Annotated in this window: 10 protein-coding genes; 1 reads left to right on the forward strand and 9 read right to left on the reverse strand. The window is 61.4% G+C overall.

What is annotated here, in order from left to right; genetic code table 11:
* Window positions 1–9: 9 nt before the first annotated feature.
* The 3 genes from KTF55_RS01850 to KTF55_RS01860 form a co-directional block, all read right to left on the reverse strand.
* Window positions 10–1,401 carry a sensor histidine kinase gene (locus KTF55_RS01850; RefSeq protein WP_254179401.1) on the reverse strand — a complete coding sequence of 464 codons (1,392 nt, stop codon included), beginning with the start codon at window positions 1,399–1,401 and terminating at the stop codon, window positions 10–12.
* Window positions 1,402–1,513: 112 nt separating this feature from the next.
* On the reverse strand, window positions 1,514–2,791 hold the full coding sequence (locus KTF55_RS01855) for an amidohydrolase family protein (RefSeq protein WP_055285286.1): 1,278 nt from the start codon (window positions 2,789–2,791) through the stop codon (window positions 1,514–1,516).
* 131 nt (window positions 2,792–2,922) lie between these two features.
* Window positions 2,923–4,374 carry an APC family permease gene (locus KTF55_RS01860; protein ID WP_217107485.1) on the reverse strand — a complete coding sequence of 484 codons (1,452 nt, stop codon included), beginning with the start codon at window positions 4,372–4,374 and terminating at the stop codon, window positions 2,923–2,925.
* A 354-nt stretch (window positions 4,375–4,728) separates the two neighbouring features.
* Here KTF55_RS01860 and KTF55_RS09925 point away from each other — a divergent pair, with 354 nt between their 5' ends.
* On the forward strand, window positions 4,729–5,730 hold the full coding sequence (locus KTF55_RS09925) for a C39 family peptidase (RefSeq protein ID WP_226790489.1): 1,002 nt from the start codon (window positions 4,729–4,731) through the stop codon (window positions 5,728–5,730).
* A 188-nt stretch (window positions 5,731–5,918) separates the two neighbouring features.
* Here KTF55_RS09925 and arcC read toward each other — a convergent pair whose 3' ends face one another.
* The 6 genes from arcC to recR all read right to left on the reverse strand — a co-directional run bounded on the left by arcC (window position 5,919) and on the right by recR (window position 16,055).
* Complete coding sequence (gene arcC / locus KTF55_RS01870) at window positions 5,919–6,881, reverse strand: carbamate kinase (protein WP_006235166.1); 963 nt, start codon at window positions 6,879–6,881, stop codon at window positions 5,919–5,921.
* 654 nt (window positions 6,882–7,535) lie between these two features.
* Window positions 7,536–11,075: a pyruvate:ferredoxin (flavodoxin) oxidoreductase gene (nifJ, locus tag KTF55_RS01875; protein WP_217107484.1), complete on the reverse strand. Its 3,540-nt coding sequence runs from the start codon at window positions 11,073–11,075 to the stop codon at window positions 7,536–7,538.
* 449 nt (window positions 11,076–11,524) lie between these two features.
* Window positions 11,525–12,463 carry an FHA domain-containing protein gene (locus KTF55_RS01880; RefSeq protein WP_217107483.1) on the reverse strand — a complete coding sequence of 313 codons (939 nt, stop codon included), beginning with the start codon at window positions 12,461–12,463 and terminating at the stop codon, window positions 11,525–11,527.
* A gap of 3 nt (window positions 12,464–12,466) precedes the next feature.
* Window positions 12,467–14,311 carry a hypothetical protein gene (locus tag KTF55_RS01885; protein ID WP_217107482.1) on the reverse strand — a complete coding sequence of 615 codons (1,845 nt, stop codon included), beginning with the start codon at window positions 14,309–14,311 and terminating at the stop codon, window positions 12,467–12,469.
* On the reverse strand, window positions 14,308–15,213 hold the full coding sequence (locus KTF55_RS01890; protein ID WP_217107481.1) for a hypothetical protein: 906 nt from the start codon (window positions 15,211–15,213) through the stop codon (window positions 14,308–14,310). The genes KTF55_RS01885 and KTF55_RS01890 overlap by 4 nt, the downstream gene beginning before the upstream one ends.
* Window positions 15,214–15,458: 245 nt before the next feature.
* The gene (recR, locus tag KTF55_RS01895) at window positions 15,459–16,055 is read right to left on the reverse strand and encodes a recombination mediator RecR (protein ID WP_006235173.1); all 597 of its coding nucleotides are present in this window, start codon (window positions 16,053–16,055) and stop codon (window positions 15,459–15,461) included.
* Window position 16,056: the final 1 nt, after the last annotated feature.

Below are 16,056 nucleotides of genomic sequence, written 5' to 3' on the forward strand. Positions count from 1 at the left end.
AACCGCGTGCTACGCCGTCAACGGCGCGGGCTCATGCGGCTCGCCGTTCAGCTCGACGATGACCTGCGTTCCCACGCCCTCCTGGGACTTCACGCGCATGCCGGAATCTTCTCCGTAAAAAAAATGGATGCGCTGAAGCACGTTGAAGAGCGCCAGGCCGCAACCTCGCTTGACGGAGCCGTCGGCGGTAATGCTCTCGGGCTCCTCTCGGCGATGCTGCTCAAACAGATGCGCGCAGACCTCTTCGCTCATACCGATGCCGTCGTCCTCGACGATGATCTCCAAACCGTCATCGGTCTCGAAAGCCCTAACATGAATAGAAAGCGGCTCGGTCTCGCGCTGCGCGTGCTTGATGCAGTTTTCGAGCAACGGCTGCAAGATAAACGGCGGCACCATGCAATCGCGCACCTCAAAGTCGATATCGACCGAGACGCGCAGACGGCCGTCGCCATAACGAGCCTGCATAAGATTGATATAGCGAGTGCCCTGTTCCACCTCGTGCTCGAGCGTTGTGAGGGTATCGGAATCAGAAAGCGTCTGACGGTAGTAATTGGAAAAGTCGATCAGCAGCGATCTGGCCTTGTCCGGCTCGGTACGTACGAGCGACACGATGGTGCTGATGGTGTTAAACAGAAAATGAGGATCGACCTGCGATTGCAAGGCGCGCAGCTCCACGCGGGCCGTAAGCTCGTCCTGACGCTCGAGCTCAAAGCTCGCAAGCTGCGTGGAAATGAGGTCGGCAAAGCCCGAGGCAAGCGCCGTCTGGCGCATATCGATGCTGCTCAGACGGGGATAATACAGCTCGAGCGTGCCCACGCAATGCCCGCGCACGGTAAGCGGTGCGACAATACCGGCGCGCAGGCGCGGAAAATAGCCACCCGTCTCGGTCGAGGCATCGCGCGAGAACACGCTTTGCTCACCGCTGTTGATCACGTTGAGCGTAGTCCGCAGCACCACCGGGGTGCCCGCGGGGCACTTTGCCGAACCCTCGCCCCAGCTCGCCAGCACCTGCTTGCCGTCGGTAAAGCAGATGGCAGAGGCGATAGTTTCGGACAGGATGATCTTAGAGGCGCCCAGGGCAGCTTCGGGCGTAAGGCCGCGCGACGTATAGGCGAATATTTTCGATGCGATGGCGAGCGTGCGGTCGGTAGCGCTCGACGTGAGATCATCGGGAACGACAAAGACGTACGAGAAGAAGAAGCACAGCATGACCAAGCCGGCAATGACGACAACGGCCGGAACGGGATTGGGATTATCGGTTAGATCCCAGATGAGCAGCAGGATAAGCAGCGGAACGACAATACCGAGCAAGATGGCTTGAACCACATGCTGAGCGGTACGAAAGACCTTGGTAGAGTTGTAGCTCTTGCCCAGAATCAGTCTATTGAGATCCACCGTCATCCCCTTCTTACTGACGCACCCCATAGCAATAAAGAGGGCCGCAAGCGACCCTCTCCAATGCATTATGCAATCAAATACTGTGTTTTACATCAAGCCATCGATGAACGGTAGCTTAGGCGCTGTACTTGTTTGCCTCGCCGAAGGTGCCGCCCTCGACAATCCAGCCGTCCTTCATGATGACGTCCATGTTGTCGGTGTTGAGCACGTGGATGTCGGCGGCGACGTCACCGTTGACGACCAGCAGGTCGGCGCACTTGCCGGCCTCGATGGAACCGGTCTCGTCCTCGATGTGGCACATCTTGGCACCGTTGAGGGTGGCACAGGTGATGGTCTCGACCGGGGTGAAGCCGATCTTGTCGACGAACTCGTACATCTCCTCGATGGAGCAGGTGCCGTACGGGGTGACGAAGGAGAAGGAGTCGGAGCCGATCGTCATGACGACGCCGCGCTTCTTGGCCTCGCGCAGGCAGTCGTAGTTGCGCTGCAGCTCCTTCTCGACCAGGGTGCCCTCGTACTTGTCGTGCAGCTCGGGGACGTAGACGGGCGGATAGGTGGCGTACCAGGTGGGCAGGAAGGCGATCGTCGGGGTGAAGAAGGTGCCCTGCTCGGCCATGAGGTCCATGGTACGCTCATCGATATCGAAGCCGTGAATCAGCTGCTCGCAGCCAAAGCGAACGGAATCGTAGGCAGCGGCGTGGTTGTTGTAGCAGTGGCTCCACACGGGGATGCCGACCATCTTGGCCTCTTCGACCACGGCCTGAATCTCCTCGGAGCAGTAGTGCTGGTCGCGGCCGGAGTCCCAGCGCCAGATGCCGCCACCGGTAGCCCAGATCTTGATGGCATCGGGGTTCTCGCGCAGGCGACGACGGACGGCCTTGCGCAGATCCCAAGGACCGTCGACCTGATCGCCCCAGGGGTGCGATTCCTTGTTGAGCTCCTGGCTGCAGTGGTGGGAGTCGCCGTGGCCGGCAACGCGGCAGAAGCCAAGGCCGGTGGCCAGAACGCGCGGGCCCTTGAAGACGCCCTTGTCGATGCAGTCACGGATCTGGATACCAAAGCGGCCGATCTCGCAGACGGTGGTGAGGCCGTGGGTGAGGCAGTCGTAGGCCTGCTTCACGGCGACGGCCTGCTTCTCGAGGAGCGGCTGCATGACCCAATCGGTATCATCGTCGGTCAGGTTGCCCGAGAAGTGCAGGTGGGTGTCGATCAGGCCGGGAAGGACGGTCTTGCCGGCGGCGTCGATAACCTCAACGCCCTCGGGAAGGTCCTGCATAGCACCGGCGTACTCGATCTTGCCGTTGTCGTCGACGAGAACGAGGGAGTTCTCGACCGGCTCGGCACCGGTACCGTCGATGAGCTTGCCGCCAACGATTGCATACTTAGTGGACATGGTTCCTCCTTATGGATCCATATAGTGGGCGAGGCCGTGTTGGGTTAAGGCCTCACAAAGCTACCCAAGTGGCGCCGGGTTCGGTGCGCGGAAGAGAGGGGCCCGCGCACCTGATCCGCCCCGGCTCGGCGTTACTTTTTGCGGGAATTGGTGAAAGCCATGAGGGCCAGGCCAATAGCCAACCAGCCGATCACGATGCTCCACTCCACCATGTTGAGGGAGGCGGGAGAGAACGGAATCACAAGCAGGCCGATGATGATGGCGCAGGCAGCGATAGCGAGGGAGATGCCAAACTTGCCACCGGGCACCTCGTAGGGACGAGGTAGGTCGGGCTCGGTGAAGCGCATGCGCAGGCAAGCGAGGGCGACCATGCCGCAGGAGAAGATGAAGGCGAGAGCCGACACGTTGGTCAGAGGGATGAGCATGTTCTTGCCCAGGAACGGACCGACGACGGTGATGACGCCCAGAACGACGCAGGCGAGCTTGGGAGCGCCAGACTTGGGGTCGACCTCGGCGAACTGCTCGGGCAACTGGCCCTTGCGGCCCATGGCGAGCATGATGCGGCTCGTGGCGCCGTAGAAGGAGTTCATCGGGCCCATGGGTCCAAGCGTGGCGATGACGAGCATGGCCAGGTACAGAAGCATGTTGATGCCCTTGAGGCAGGCGAGCGCGGGAACCGGGCTCTTAACGAACTCATGCCAGTCGAGGATGGTGCCGAACGAGTAGATGCAGACCATGTAGAAGCCGCCAGCGGCCAGCAGAGCCAGGGAGATGATCTTGCCGAACTTGTTCCAGTTGAGGCCCTCGGCTGCTTCCTCAGCCTGCTGAGGAATGGTGTCGAAGCCAGCGTAGAAGAACGGGGTCAGAACCAGGACCGACACGATGCCGGCAAACAGGCTGGTGCTCTCGGTAGCGGCCTTGCCGCCGCCAGCGCCGGTGACCTGGGAGAACACGGGCATGGCATTGTCCGGCGAGCCGGTGAACAGCGAGACGCCCATGGCGAGCAGCATGCCGCAGAGCAGGGCCTTGGTCAGGAAGGCCTGGAGCTTGGCAGCCGAGCTGGCACCGCGGAAATTGAGGAAGATGACGTAGACTGCAAAGCCGAGCGCGATCAGCGTCGGGAACAGGTAAACGTCGGCCCCCAGGATGGTGTAGAGCTTGACGGCGCGCAGCCACTCAAGGCCGGGCAGGCTGCCGAACATTTCAGACACGAGGGTCGAAATGGCGATGGCCTCCCACGGGCACAGGATGCCGTTGCCCAGGGCCAAAAGCCATCCGGTGATGTAGCTCAGCGTACGGCCAAAGCTACGATCGACATACTCGACAATGCCGCCCGAGATGGGGATAGCAGCCGTGAGCTCACCGAAAACAGCTCCGACGGGCACGAGGAAGATTGCACCCAAGAGGAATGCGATCATAGCGGGAACGGGACCGCCGCCCACGACCATCCAGTCGCCGACCTGCAGAACCCAACCGGTACCGATGATGGCACCGAAGCCGATGGTGAAGAAGTTCCAGAGCGAAAGCGTTTTCTTCATGCCGCCGTTATCCTCGACTGCAACTTCTGCGTTCTTGTCCGCCATTGTTCCCCTCCTTTCCTGTTTGACGCCCTTGGCGTCACCCCTTGCGCGGTCCGTTTTGCCGCGCGCTTTTATTCCATGGCTTTAAGATACGGCCTTGGCGCAGCAGCGCCGCTCGCAGCTCGACCGAAGGCAGAATTGCAAAACGAGCGGCACCGTTTTTGGGACGAACGGCGGGAGACGTCATTCGTCTTGGACGCTTTCATCTTGTCTGCTTTTGAATACCTGTTGCCGTGACGCTTGGCGCGCGGCGCGGCAACGTTCATACCATTTGTCAGGCTTTTGGCGCACATACCCATGTGTCGTGCATCTTTTTATGTAGGATAGACAAGTTACACATGAGGCAAGGTGATTCGAATGGCATACGGATACAATGACGGCGACCAACGGCCACAAAGCGTGCGCCTTGCCGGCCGCACCACGTCAACGCCCAAAATCACCTCCGACAACGACAACCCGCAGCGCCCCCAAGAGCAGCTCGGGGCTTCTTCGCGGCAGCAAAGCCGTACCGTGCAGCAGTCAGACCGTGTAAGTACGAGCACACGCCAACGCCAGACCGGCACATCGCAGCCACGCCGCTACGATCGCCGTAAGACCGACTACTACGTCAAGCGCTCCTTTTCGCGACCTCAACGCGATCGCGGCAATTCCGCCCCTCACCCCGCGTCGCACACCACAAGCCACGCGCTTCCGGCCCGCCGCCTACGCCTTGCGCTTTGCTCCATTGCCGCCTGCCTCGTCTTTGTGTTTTTGGGATCCTGTATCTCCCACGGATCAGCCGGTCTTGAGCCCACTGCCGAGGACAAGCTGCTTAAAGCTCCCGTCGCGCCCGGTTACTCCTTTGCGTTCTCGACCCCACGCTCGCAATGGCAGGCCGGCGCCATGCCCCACATCTACCAAATTGACCCCGCATGGTCGGAGCTGCCCTATGCCGGTGGCACTATTCGAGAAAACGCTTGCGGTCCCACTTGCCTCACCATGGTCTATATCTTTAAGACCGGCCACACCGATAAGACGCCGGTCGATGTATGCGCACTGGCCGAAGCCGGCAACTACGCCCCCACTGGTGCCACCGAGTGGTCGTTTATGACAGGCGGTGCGTGGCAGCTAGGGCTCAACGGAACACAGCTCTATAACGATCGCGAATCGATTACCCAAGCACTTCGCTCGGGTGCGCCCGTCATCGCCGCAGTGCGCCCCGGTACGTTTACCAACGTAGGCCACTACATCGTGCTCTACGGCATCGACAACGCCAACCAGATTGGCGTCTACGACCCCAACTCGGCCAACCGCAGCGCCCGCCGCTGGGGCGTCGTAGAGGTCCTCAACGAAGTCGAAGCCATGTGGGCCTACTACTAGTCATTGGGGACAGACTTAAATGAGTGGTCATTGGGGGCGCTCTTGTTTGACTAGTCATTTAAGAACGTCCCCAATGACTAGGTGAATAGCAAAAGCCCCGCAGTCGGAGCGGACTGCGGGGCTCATGAAGAGAGGCTAGTTTGTGGGCGCTTTGCCTGGCGCCCACAAGAGAGGCAGCAGAGTAGAGACTACTCGTGGATGCGGGTACCGGAGAGGCCGGCCATGGTCTCGGCGGCCTTGTCCAGAGCGCCGATGATGCAGGTACGACCCTTGCGGGAACGCGCGAACTTGATAGCAGCGCGAACCTTGGGCTCCATGGAACCCTTGCCGAACTGGCCCTCGTCGGCCAGGCGCTCGGCCTCGTCGGCGGTGAGGTCCTCGAGCTCCTCCTGGTTGGGCTTGCCGAAGTTGATGGCGACATGCTCAACGGCGGTCAGCAGGAACAGAACGTCAGCGTCGCAGTCCTCGGCCAACAGCTCGCCGCCCAGGTCCTTGTCGATGACGGCGGGAACGCCCTTGTAGCAGCCCTTGTTCTCGTAGTCGCGGACGACGGGGATGCCGCCGCCACCGCAGGCGATGACGATGAACTCGTTGTCGAGCAGGTTGAGGATGGAGTCGGCCTCGACGATCTTCTTGGGATCGGGGGAAGCGACGACGCGACGCCAGCCGCGGCCGGAATCCTCGACGAAGACCTTGGAGGGATCCTCGGCCATGAACTCCTTGGCCTGCTCCTCGGTATAGAAGGGACCGATCGGCTTGGTCGGGTTCTTGAACGCGGGATCGTCGGGATCGCACTCGATCTGGGTGACGACGGTGGCGGCGTGCCAACGCTTATAGCGCTTGTGCATCTCGCGGCCGATGCCCTGCTGCAGGTGATAACCAATGTAGCCCTGGGACATGGCGCCGCACTCGGGCAGCGGCATCTCGGGGGTACCGATGGCATCGTGGGCAGCGGCGAAGGCGTTCTGGATCATGCCGACCTGCGGGCCGTTGCCGTGGGTGATGATGATCTCGTTGCCCTGCTCGATGAGGCCGAGGAGGGCATGGGCGGTGTTGCTCACGGCCTCGATCTGCTCGACGGGGTTGTTGCCGAGGGCGTTGCCGCCAAGGGCGACGACAATACGATCGGGCTTACCAAGAGGCTTAGACATTGCTGGAATCCTTTCTGTAAAAGGCCTACAACCCATTAATAACCCGCGTCCGTGCGATACGCGAGTTTATTAAGGTTTATATTCTCTTTATCGCTCATTTTATTCATTTTGAAAATAGCGGAACGGTGAACGGTCGTTTTTATCCGCTCAGCGTACAGAACTCCAGCTCAGACATATCTACGTAATTTACGTGCGACTTTATTTAAATGAAGCAAGGATTATGTCGGATTATGCAAACTACATCTCTGCTAAACACAAAACGGACAGCGCAATATCTTACTCGCACTATACGAGATTCTATGCACATATAAGTCGAGTATGCACCCCTGCAAAAACAAGGGGCTTTTCATCCAGCATAAGGAATAAAGAAGAGCTCCGAAAAGGCGGCAACAGCCAAGTCCCCCATCCATCCCCAAAGTGGCGCGAGGTTTCGCGGCAAAGCCGCGAAACAGCGAAAGGGATGGAATACCCGCCAACTACGTCCTTCATCCGCCCACACAATCCGAGGACGTAGTCGTAGCAGGATCTGAGGGCTAACCTTCGCGGGCACTCCGCAGGACGAAAGAACCCCCGCCGCACGTAGTGCGCAGCGGGGGTTCTTTCATGTCCGAGGACGTCCGCGAAGGTCAGCCCTCAGATCCTGCGGTGGGAGACCTAGGCCTCGTTGTACACCGTCTTGAGCTTCAGCAGGTGAGCGTAGCGGTCCATAGCGGCCTGCTCGTTCTCCTTGAAGAGCTCCTCGGCGCGCTCGGGGAAGGAACGCGTCAGCGAAGCGTAACGGGCCTCGTTCATCAGGAACTCCTGATAACCGCCCGCAGGCTCCTTGGAATCGAGCGAGAACTTCTTGCCGGCAGCAGCCTCGGGGTTGAAGCGGAAGAGGTTCCAGTAACCGCACTCGACAGCCTTCTTCATCTCGGCCTGGCAGTTCTGCATGCCACCCTTCTTGATGGAGTGCATCTCGCAGGGGCTATAGCCGATGATGAGGGACGGGCCGTCGTAGGCCTCGGCCTCGTGGATGGCCTTGAGGGTCTGAGCCGGGTTGGCGCCCATGGCGACCTGCGCCACGTAGACGTAGCCGTAGCTCATGGCGATCTCGGCCAGGGACTTCTTCTTGGTCACCTTACCGGCAGCGGCGAACTGAGCGACCTGGCCCAGGTTCGAGGCCTTGGAGGCCTGACCACCGGTGTTGGAGTAGACCTCGGTGTCGAAGACGAAGACGTTGACGTTGTGGCCGGAAGCCAGGACGTGGTCCAGGCCACCGAAGCCGATGTCGTAGGCCCAACCGTCGCCGCCGAAGATCCAGAAGGACTTCTTGGTGAGGTAAGCCTTGTCGGCGAGGATCGCCTTGGAAGCGTCGCAGCCGCACTTCTCGAGCTCGGCAACGTAGGCAGCGGCAGCGGTCTTGGAAGCCTCGGCGTCGTTGACGGAGTCGATCCAAGCCTGGCCGGCAGCCTTGAGCTCATCGGACGGACCATCGGCAGCGATGATGTCCTGGGTAGCGGCGATCAGCTTGTGCTGAACGGCCTCATAGCCAACGGCCATGCCCAGACCGTGCTCGGCATTGTCCTCGAACAGGGAGTTGTTCCACGCCGGGCCGTGACCGTCCTTGTCCTTGCAGTAAGGAGCGGTGGCAGCGGGGTTGCCCCAAATGGAGGAGCAGCCGGTGGCGTTGGAAATGAACATGCGGTCGCCGGCGACCTGGGTCACCAGACGTGCATAGGCGGTCTCGGCGCAGCCGGCGCAGGAGCCGGAGAACTCCAGGTAGGGCTGCTTAAACTGGCTGCCCTTGACGTTGGCCGCGATGAGCTCCTTCTTCTCGGAGACGTTCTCGACCATGTAGTCCCAAACGGGCTGCTGGTCCATCTCCTGCTCGGTGGGAACCATCTCGAGGGCGCCCTTGGGGCAAACCTTGACGCAGTTGGTGCAGCCCATGCAGTCGAGCGGGGACACGGCCATGGTGAACTTCATGCCCTTGGCCTTGGGGCCCATGGCGTCGAGCGTGCGGGTAGCCTCGGGCGCGGCGGCAGCCTCGTCCTCGGTCATCGCGAACGGACGGATGGTGGCATGCGGGCACACATAGGCGCACTGGTTGCACTGGATGCACTTGGTCTCGTCCCAGTGAGGAACGACCACGGCGACGCCGCGCTTCTCGTATGCGGAGGCGCCCAGCTCAAACTGGCCGTCGGCGCAACCGACGAAGGCAGAAACGGGCAGGCTGTCGCCATCCATGCGATCGATGGGCTCGAGCAGGTTCTTGACCTGCTGGGCGATGGCGGACTTGGTCTCCTCGGAGAGCTCGACGGGAGCGGCGTCCTCGGCGGTAGCCCAGTCGGCCGGAACCTCGAACTTACGGAAAGCGGTAGCGCCGGCATCGATGGCCTTGTGGTTGGCGTCGACGATAGCCTGGCCCTTCTTCATGTAGGACTTGGTAGCCGCGTCCTTCATGTACTGCAGGGCGTCCTCGGCGGGCAGGACCTTGGCCAGCGCGAAGAAGGCAGACTGGAGCACCGTGTTGGTGCGCTTGCCCATGCCGACCTTGGCCGCCAGGTCGATAGCGTCGATCAGGTAGACGTTGACGTTGTTGTTCGCGATGTAGCGCTTGGCCACGGCGGGCATGTGCTCGGCGAACTCCTCGTCGCTCCACTGGCAGTTGACCAGGAAGGTGCCGCCCGGCTTGACGTCGCGAACCATCTTGAAGCCCTTAACGATGTAGCTGGGGTTGTGGCAGGCGACAAAATCGGCCTTGGTCACGTAGTACGGCGAACGGATCGGAGAATCACCAAAGCGCAGGTGCGAGACGGTGACGCCGCCGGTCTTCTTGGAGTCGTACTGGAAGTAGGCCTGGACGTACTTGTCGGTGTGGTCGCCGATGATCTTGATCGAGTTCTTGTTGGCGCCGACGGTACCGTCGCCACCCAGACCCCAGAACTTGCACTCGATGGTGCCGGGGGCTGCGGTGTTGGGCGCATCCTCGACCTCGGGCAGGCTCAGGTTGGTCACGTCATCGACAATGCCGATGGTGAACTCGCGCTTGGGCTCGTCCTTCTTGAGCTCCTCGAAGACAGCGAACGCGGACGCGGGAGGCGTGTCCTTGCTGCCCAAGCCATAACGGCCGCCGACGACCTTGATGCCCGTCTTGCCAGCCTCGTAGAGAGCGGAGACGACGTCCTGGTAGAGCGGCTCGCCGATAGAACCCGGCTCCTTGGTACGGTCCATGACGGCAATCTTCTGGACGGTCTCGGGGAGAACGTCGACGAAGTGCTTGATGGAGAACGGACGGAACAGACGAACCTTGACCAGGCCGACCTTCTCGCCGTGAGCGTTGAGGTAGTCGATGACTTCCTCAAGCACGTCGCAGAAGGAGCCCATGCACACGACGACGCGGTCGGCATCGGGAGCGCCGTAGTAGTTGAACAGGCCGTAATCGGTGCCGAGCTTCTCGTTGATCTTCTTCATGTAGCCCTCGACGACGGCGGGAAGCTCGTCGTAGACCTTGTTGCAGGCCTCACGGTTCTGGAAGAAGATATCGCCGTTCTCGTGGCTGCCGCGGGTGTGCGGGTGCTCAGGGTTGAGCGCGTGGTCGCGGAAAGCCTGGACGGCGTCCATGTCGCACATCTCGGCCAGATCCTTGTAGTCCCACATGGCGACCTTCTGGATCTCGTGGCTGGTGCGGAAGCCGTCGAAGAAGTTAAGGAACGGGGTCTTACCCTCGATGGCGGCAAGGTGAGCCACCGGCGAGAGGTCCATGACCTCCTGGACGTTGCCCTCGGCGAGCATGGCGAAGCCGGTCTGACGACAGGCCATGACGTCGGAGTGATCGCCAAAAATGTTCAGGGCGTGGGAAGCGACGCAACGCGCGGAGACGTGGAAGACGCCCGGGAGCTGCTCGCCCGCGATCTTGTACATGTTCGGGATCATCAGGAGCAGACCCTGAGAAGCCGTGTAGGTGGTGGTCAGAGCACCGGCGCCCAGCGAACCGTGAACGGTACCGGCTGCACCTGCCTCGGACTCCATCTCGACGACCTTGACCGGGGTGCCGAAGATATTCTTGCGACCCTGGGCCGCCCACTGGTCGACATGGTCGGCCATCGGGCTGGACGGCGTAATGGGATAGATTCCCGCTACCTCGGTGTACGCATACGAAACATATGCGGCCGCCTCGTTGCCGTCCATAGACTTAAACTTACGCGCCATATACCCCTCTCCTCTCATATAGGTATACAGGCCCCGGCGATCGCCGGGATGTTGGCGTGATGGGATTTACGCTGTTGCTTCCAATCATCTGGCAGGCAGGCTCAGCAGCAGGTACATGGCGTGGAGAGAAGACATGCCGAGGCGAGGGGCAACTGATGCGCCCTACAGGCCCGACCGCCCGTCTTGCACATGACCGAGCGCCGCAAAGGCCGCATGCCGGATGCTCCCGGGCACGCCCCGGCGATGGGAAGCGCCCGCAACGGAAATCCGCATGCGGGTTTATTGTACCCCGCCGTCAAGTGTAATTTCGGCAAATATAGGCGTGCGGTAAAGGTTTACCCCGACTGACCGCCAAGGGGCGAAATGGCCCCTCGTCCCAAGCGGCCGGCCCTGGCGCGCCAAGGAGTGTCCCCAAGTGCCGGCAGAAAAGGAACGTCCCTAACTGCCGGCTAGAGGGCACCGAAGAGAATGGCATAGGTAGTGGATTCGCCGAGCTTGAGCTCGTCGCCGGGATTGAGTTGGGCGGAACGGCCGGGCTCGACCTGAATGCAGACGCGCGTGGCCCCGTTTACCACCACGGTTCCGTTGGTGGACGACAAGTCCTCGACGTGCCAGATATTTTGAGCATCGCACCAGATATGGGCATGGCGGGCCGAGACATCGTCGCCGACGTCGGTAATATCGCCCTCACCAGTGGCCAGCGCGCCAATCTCAACACCCTGCTCACTCGGCTGAATCCAGCGCGGGGCGCTCACGACAAAACTGTTTTGCACGCGCAGCAAGCCCAAGGGGTGCGCCGGGGCGGGTTCGCGTTCGCCCGCAGTCAGCGACATGCCAAGCGAACGCGGCGTGGATGTGCCTCCGCCACAGGTCGCGTGTGCGTAGTCGATGGCATAGTTCACCGAGGACCGCACATCCGCCGAACAACCGACGGCGACAAACAGCACCAGCACGGCCTCGGCGCGCTCGGCGGGCATGAGTTCCGCCGCCTGGGACAGGCGATCGAGCGCGTTGCGATAGAGATTCGTGTCCTGGTGGCATTCTTCGAGCGCGTGTACCATCGGTTCACCTGCAGGACCGCACACCATATTGATCACAGCCGTGGAGTCCATGGGATTGCGCTGGCGCAGGGCCAGTTGCGACATAATACGCGCAGCCGAGGTACCGTATTCGGCAAAGTAGCGCTGCTGAAGCGTGCCGACCGGCGCGCGAACGATAAAGCGGGAAACCCAAGAGCGATCGGCGGCTCGGCTCTGCGGGCTGCGGCCGTCGGCGAGCGGACGGGACGAAAGCACCAAGCCGCACAGCTCGATATGGCTCAGATGCGCCGCGCGCTTAAAGATGTCAAACATGGCCCCGCATGGGGTGAGCTCAACTTGAGATGCCATGACCTAGGCCTCCTTGGTCGTAGAAATAGAATCGGACGATACTTCGACAGGTCCGCCAAAAGTACGGGCAGCTGCGGCTCCACCGGCAAGCGGAGTCGCCATCTGGGCTTTTGTGCGTCGCGGTGCCGAAACGGGAAGTTCAAAGGCAAAGCCCATCGCAAGCAAAAACCACGTAAGCGTATAGGTTGCAACCAGAGCGGCAACAAGGCCGCCCATCACGGCGCGTTGGGAAAATACGCTACATGCAGCCACAACCAACACCGGAACCTCGCAGGCAGAAAGCGCAAGCACACCCTGCAGGAAGCCCGAGCGCCGATCACGTGCAAGTGCCCCCGCGGCAACGCCGGCTATGCCTGGCAGCGCCAACGCCAGTGCGGCAATAATACCCGGTAGCGACCCAGACCACACGAGCGATCCCAAAGTCGCCGTCACGCGAGCGCCCGACGCCAGCAGCGTGGCCGAAACCACGACCACAGCCCAAACCACGCCACAGACGACCGTCGCGCCGACCATCAGCGCGCGACGAACCGCGCGGCCGGACGCATCCATGGGGCACGGCGTGAGCGGCTCGCCGCGGAGCGAACGACCGACATTTTGCGTATAGTGGTCACAAAACGCCGAGAGCGCCGCCTCGACCGCCGCCGGCTCGGGACGATCTTTTTGATGGCTGGACAGACAGGCCATCACCACGTCGAACAGCTGGGCATCGACAAACGCCAGTGCATCGCGTAGCTCTTCGGAATCCGGCTCAAGCCCCAGCTGCTGGGCCTGCTCGGCCGCGGCGAGCGCCACATCGGGCTCACGACGAAGCAGCTGAGTCAAATCACAACCGGGCGCATGGACACCAATGGGATAGTCGGGGCGCGTGTCCATCTTGAGACGATAGGGGCTGGCGATGTCGCGCGTCTTTTTGCGCGAACACGAGGTGCCCGAAGTGCCCGGCGCGGCTTCGTATGGCGCGACGCCGGCAATGAGCTCGTAAACCGTGCTTGCCGCGGCATAGACGTCGATCGCCGGCGACATACGCAAAGCGCGCAGGTCGGGAATATCGTCGGTGAGCATCTCGGGCGGGGCATAGGCAACCGTCGCGCGACGCAGCGTGGCATAACGCTCCGTAAACGACGCCTTGCCGCCGGTACCGGCCACGGCCGACGCAGGCTCGAGCGCCAGCGACGAGCCAAAGTCGATCAGGCACAGGTCAAAGGTGCCCTCGGCAAGCTGCCGGTCAAGCGGCAGGCGCGCCGTACGCACCATAATATTAGCGGGCGAGATATCGCGATGGACAAAGCCCTCGCCCACCAGGCTCATACGGCAGAGCAGATCGAACAGGTCGCGACCCAGACGCGCCGCCACAAGCGGCGACAGGCGTCCGGCATCGTCCACGGCGAGTCGCGAACGCAAGCGGGCAAGCGTCTCGCCCTCGACCCATTCCATGACAATTGCAGGCACACCGTCGACCTCGCCCCAGCCATAGAGGCAGGGAAAGCCCTTAAGGCCCGAAAGGGCGCGATGGCATTCGTATTCCTCGCGAAACGCCGCCTTGAACTTGGCGACCAGCGCCTCGTGAGCGGCATCGTCGTCAAACTCATCGCGCGCCGGCAAGATGAGCTGCTTGAGCGCCACGGCCTCGCCTTGGGCGTTGACGGCACGCGTCACGCGGCCGATACCGCCACGGCGCATGGTGGCATCGTCGGCAAACAACATCGTAAAACGACGCAGATAGGCAGGCAGTTCGTCCTGACCGAGCGCAATGGCCGGCTCAAACCCGTCGACACGCGCCAGGCGCAGGCCGACCATCGGATCGCGACCGAGCGATTGTGGTGTGGTGGATGCAAGATCGGTCATCATAGGGCAAGCGCCGCCACGTTATTGTTGAAGTTACCGAGCGCGACGTCATCATCGCCGTAATGGCCGACCCATTGACATAGGTTGGTGTAACAGCCCCACAGATTGGCATACTGCTGATACCACTTTGACCGGGGCGAGAATGTCTGACGACCGAACTCGGCTCGAATGACAAACATCTCCCCGACCAGGCTGTCGCACGGCCTAGGATCTCCCGTAGAGTTATAGGTCGAGACCACATCATTGGCACGAGAAACATAGCCGTCGAGCATGTTGTACTTGGTCACAAGCCAACTGTGAATGCTCTCTTCCTCAGCAGCGGAAAGGCCGCCGGAGTTTGCATCGTTGTCAGTGTTGCCGCCCGTCGAGCCGCCGTTTCCAGGCCCTCCGGTAGAGGAACCCGACCCAGAGCCGCCGCCCGAACTCGATGAATCCGAGCCGGAGCCAGAAGTATCCGAGCTACCGGGCTTTCCGGACTGCTGGGCGTCCTGCTCCTTTTGCTGCTCGACCTTATTCACCGTTGCCGCCACGCTATTGTTGGACAATCGATCGATGATCTTGGTGTTGGTGAGCACGATGGTTTTGCCATTGGCAAGCGTGACTTCGTTGTCCGGGGCCTCGGCGCCGTCCGCATCGTCGGTGCCAAACACAATATGCCCGACCACACTTGCCCAAGCATATCCAGTCGTGGTGCCCAGATCGCTTTTGACCTCATGCCCCACGCGCGGTTCGCGTGCGGCATGCGCCTGCATCATGGACGGCACGGTCATGCCATAGGCAGAAACGCCAGCTATGACCAGCACCAGCGAGCACGATAGCAGTGCGTACGCCCGCGGCGCCAAGCCCAGTCGGCGTCGTATGCGCACCGCGGCGCCGCGCTTTGTCTGAGTGCCACCGGGCCGCATGCGTTCTCCTCCAACAAAAACACGCCGCTCGGGAGCGGCGCATTCATTCGAATCCATATTTGAGTGTATCAGCGAACCAAAAAGGTTGCGCAACGAATGGACAAATTAAGGATGCGAGCGGAAGCGTCCATGCGATAAGCGGATACGAAGCATCTTTGTTGCACAACAAACTCACAGTCGCACGGGGAAATTATGACTACCCCGTGCGTCGCGAGGAAAACATACGGCAGGAGCAGGCTCGCCACCTAAATCGCGCGGCGGGCCTCGATGGCGCGGCCAAGCGTAAGCTCGTCGGCATACTCCAAGTCGCCGCCCACGGGAAGGCCGCTTGCCAGACGCGACACCTCGACGCCCAACGGCTTGATGGTACGGGCCAGATAGCTCGCCGTGGTCTCGCCCTCAATATTGGGGTTGGTGGCGATGATGACCTCGTGGATGTCCTCGTGGCCCAAGCGTGCCAGCAGCTCTCGAATGTGCAGCTGCTCGGGGCCAATCTTGTCCATGGGACTGATCACGCCGCCCAATACGTGGTAGAGGCCGTGGTAGCTGCCCGTGCGCTCGATCGCCTGGACATCGCGCGGCTCGCCCACCACGCAAATGCGAGTGGTATCGCGCATCGGGTCCTGGCAGATGGAGCACTCGTCGGCCGTGGCGTAGTTAAAGCAGCGGCTGCAAAAGTGGACCTCCTGCTTGACCTCCAGGATGGCCTCGGCCAGGCGGCGCGCCTCCTCGGCGTCGGCCTCCAACAGGTAATAGGCGATGCGCTGGGCCGACTTGGGACCAATGCCCGGCAGACGGCCCAGCTCATCGAGCAGTTTTTGCAGACTGTGGTTGGCACTCATA

Source organism: Collinsella sp. MSK.8.10 (genome assembly GCF_019041915.1).
Classification (GTDB): Bacteria; Actinomycetota; Coriobacteriia; order Coriobacteriales; family Coriobacteriaceae; genus Collinsella.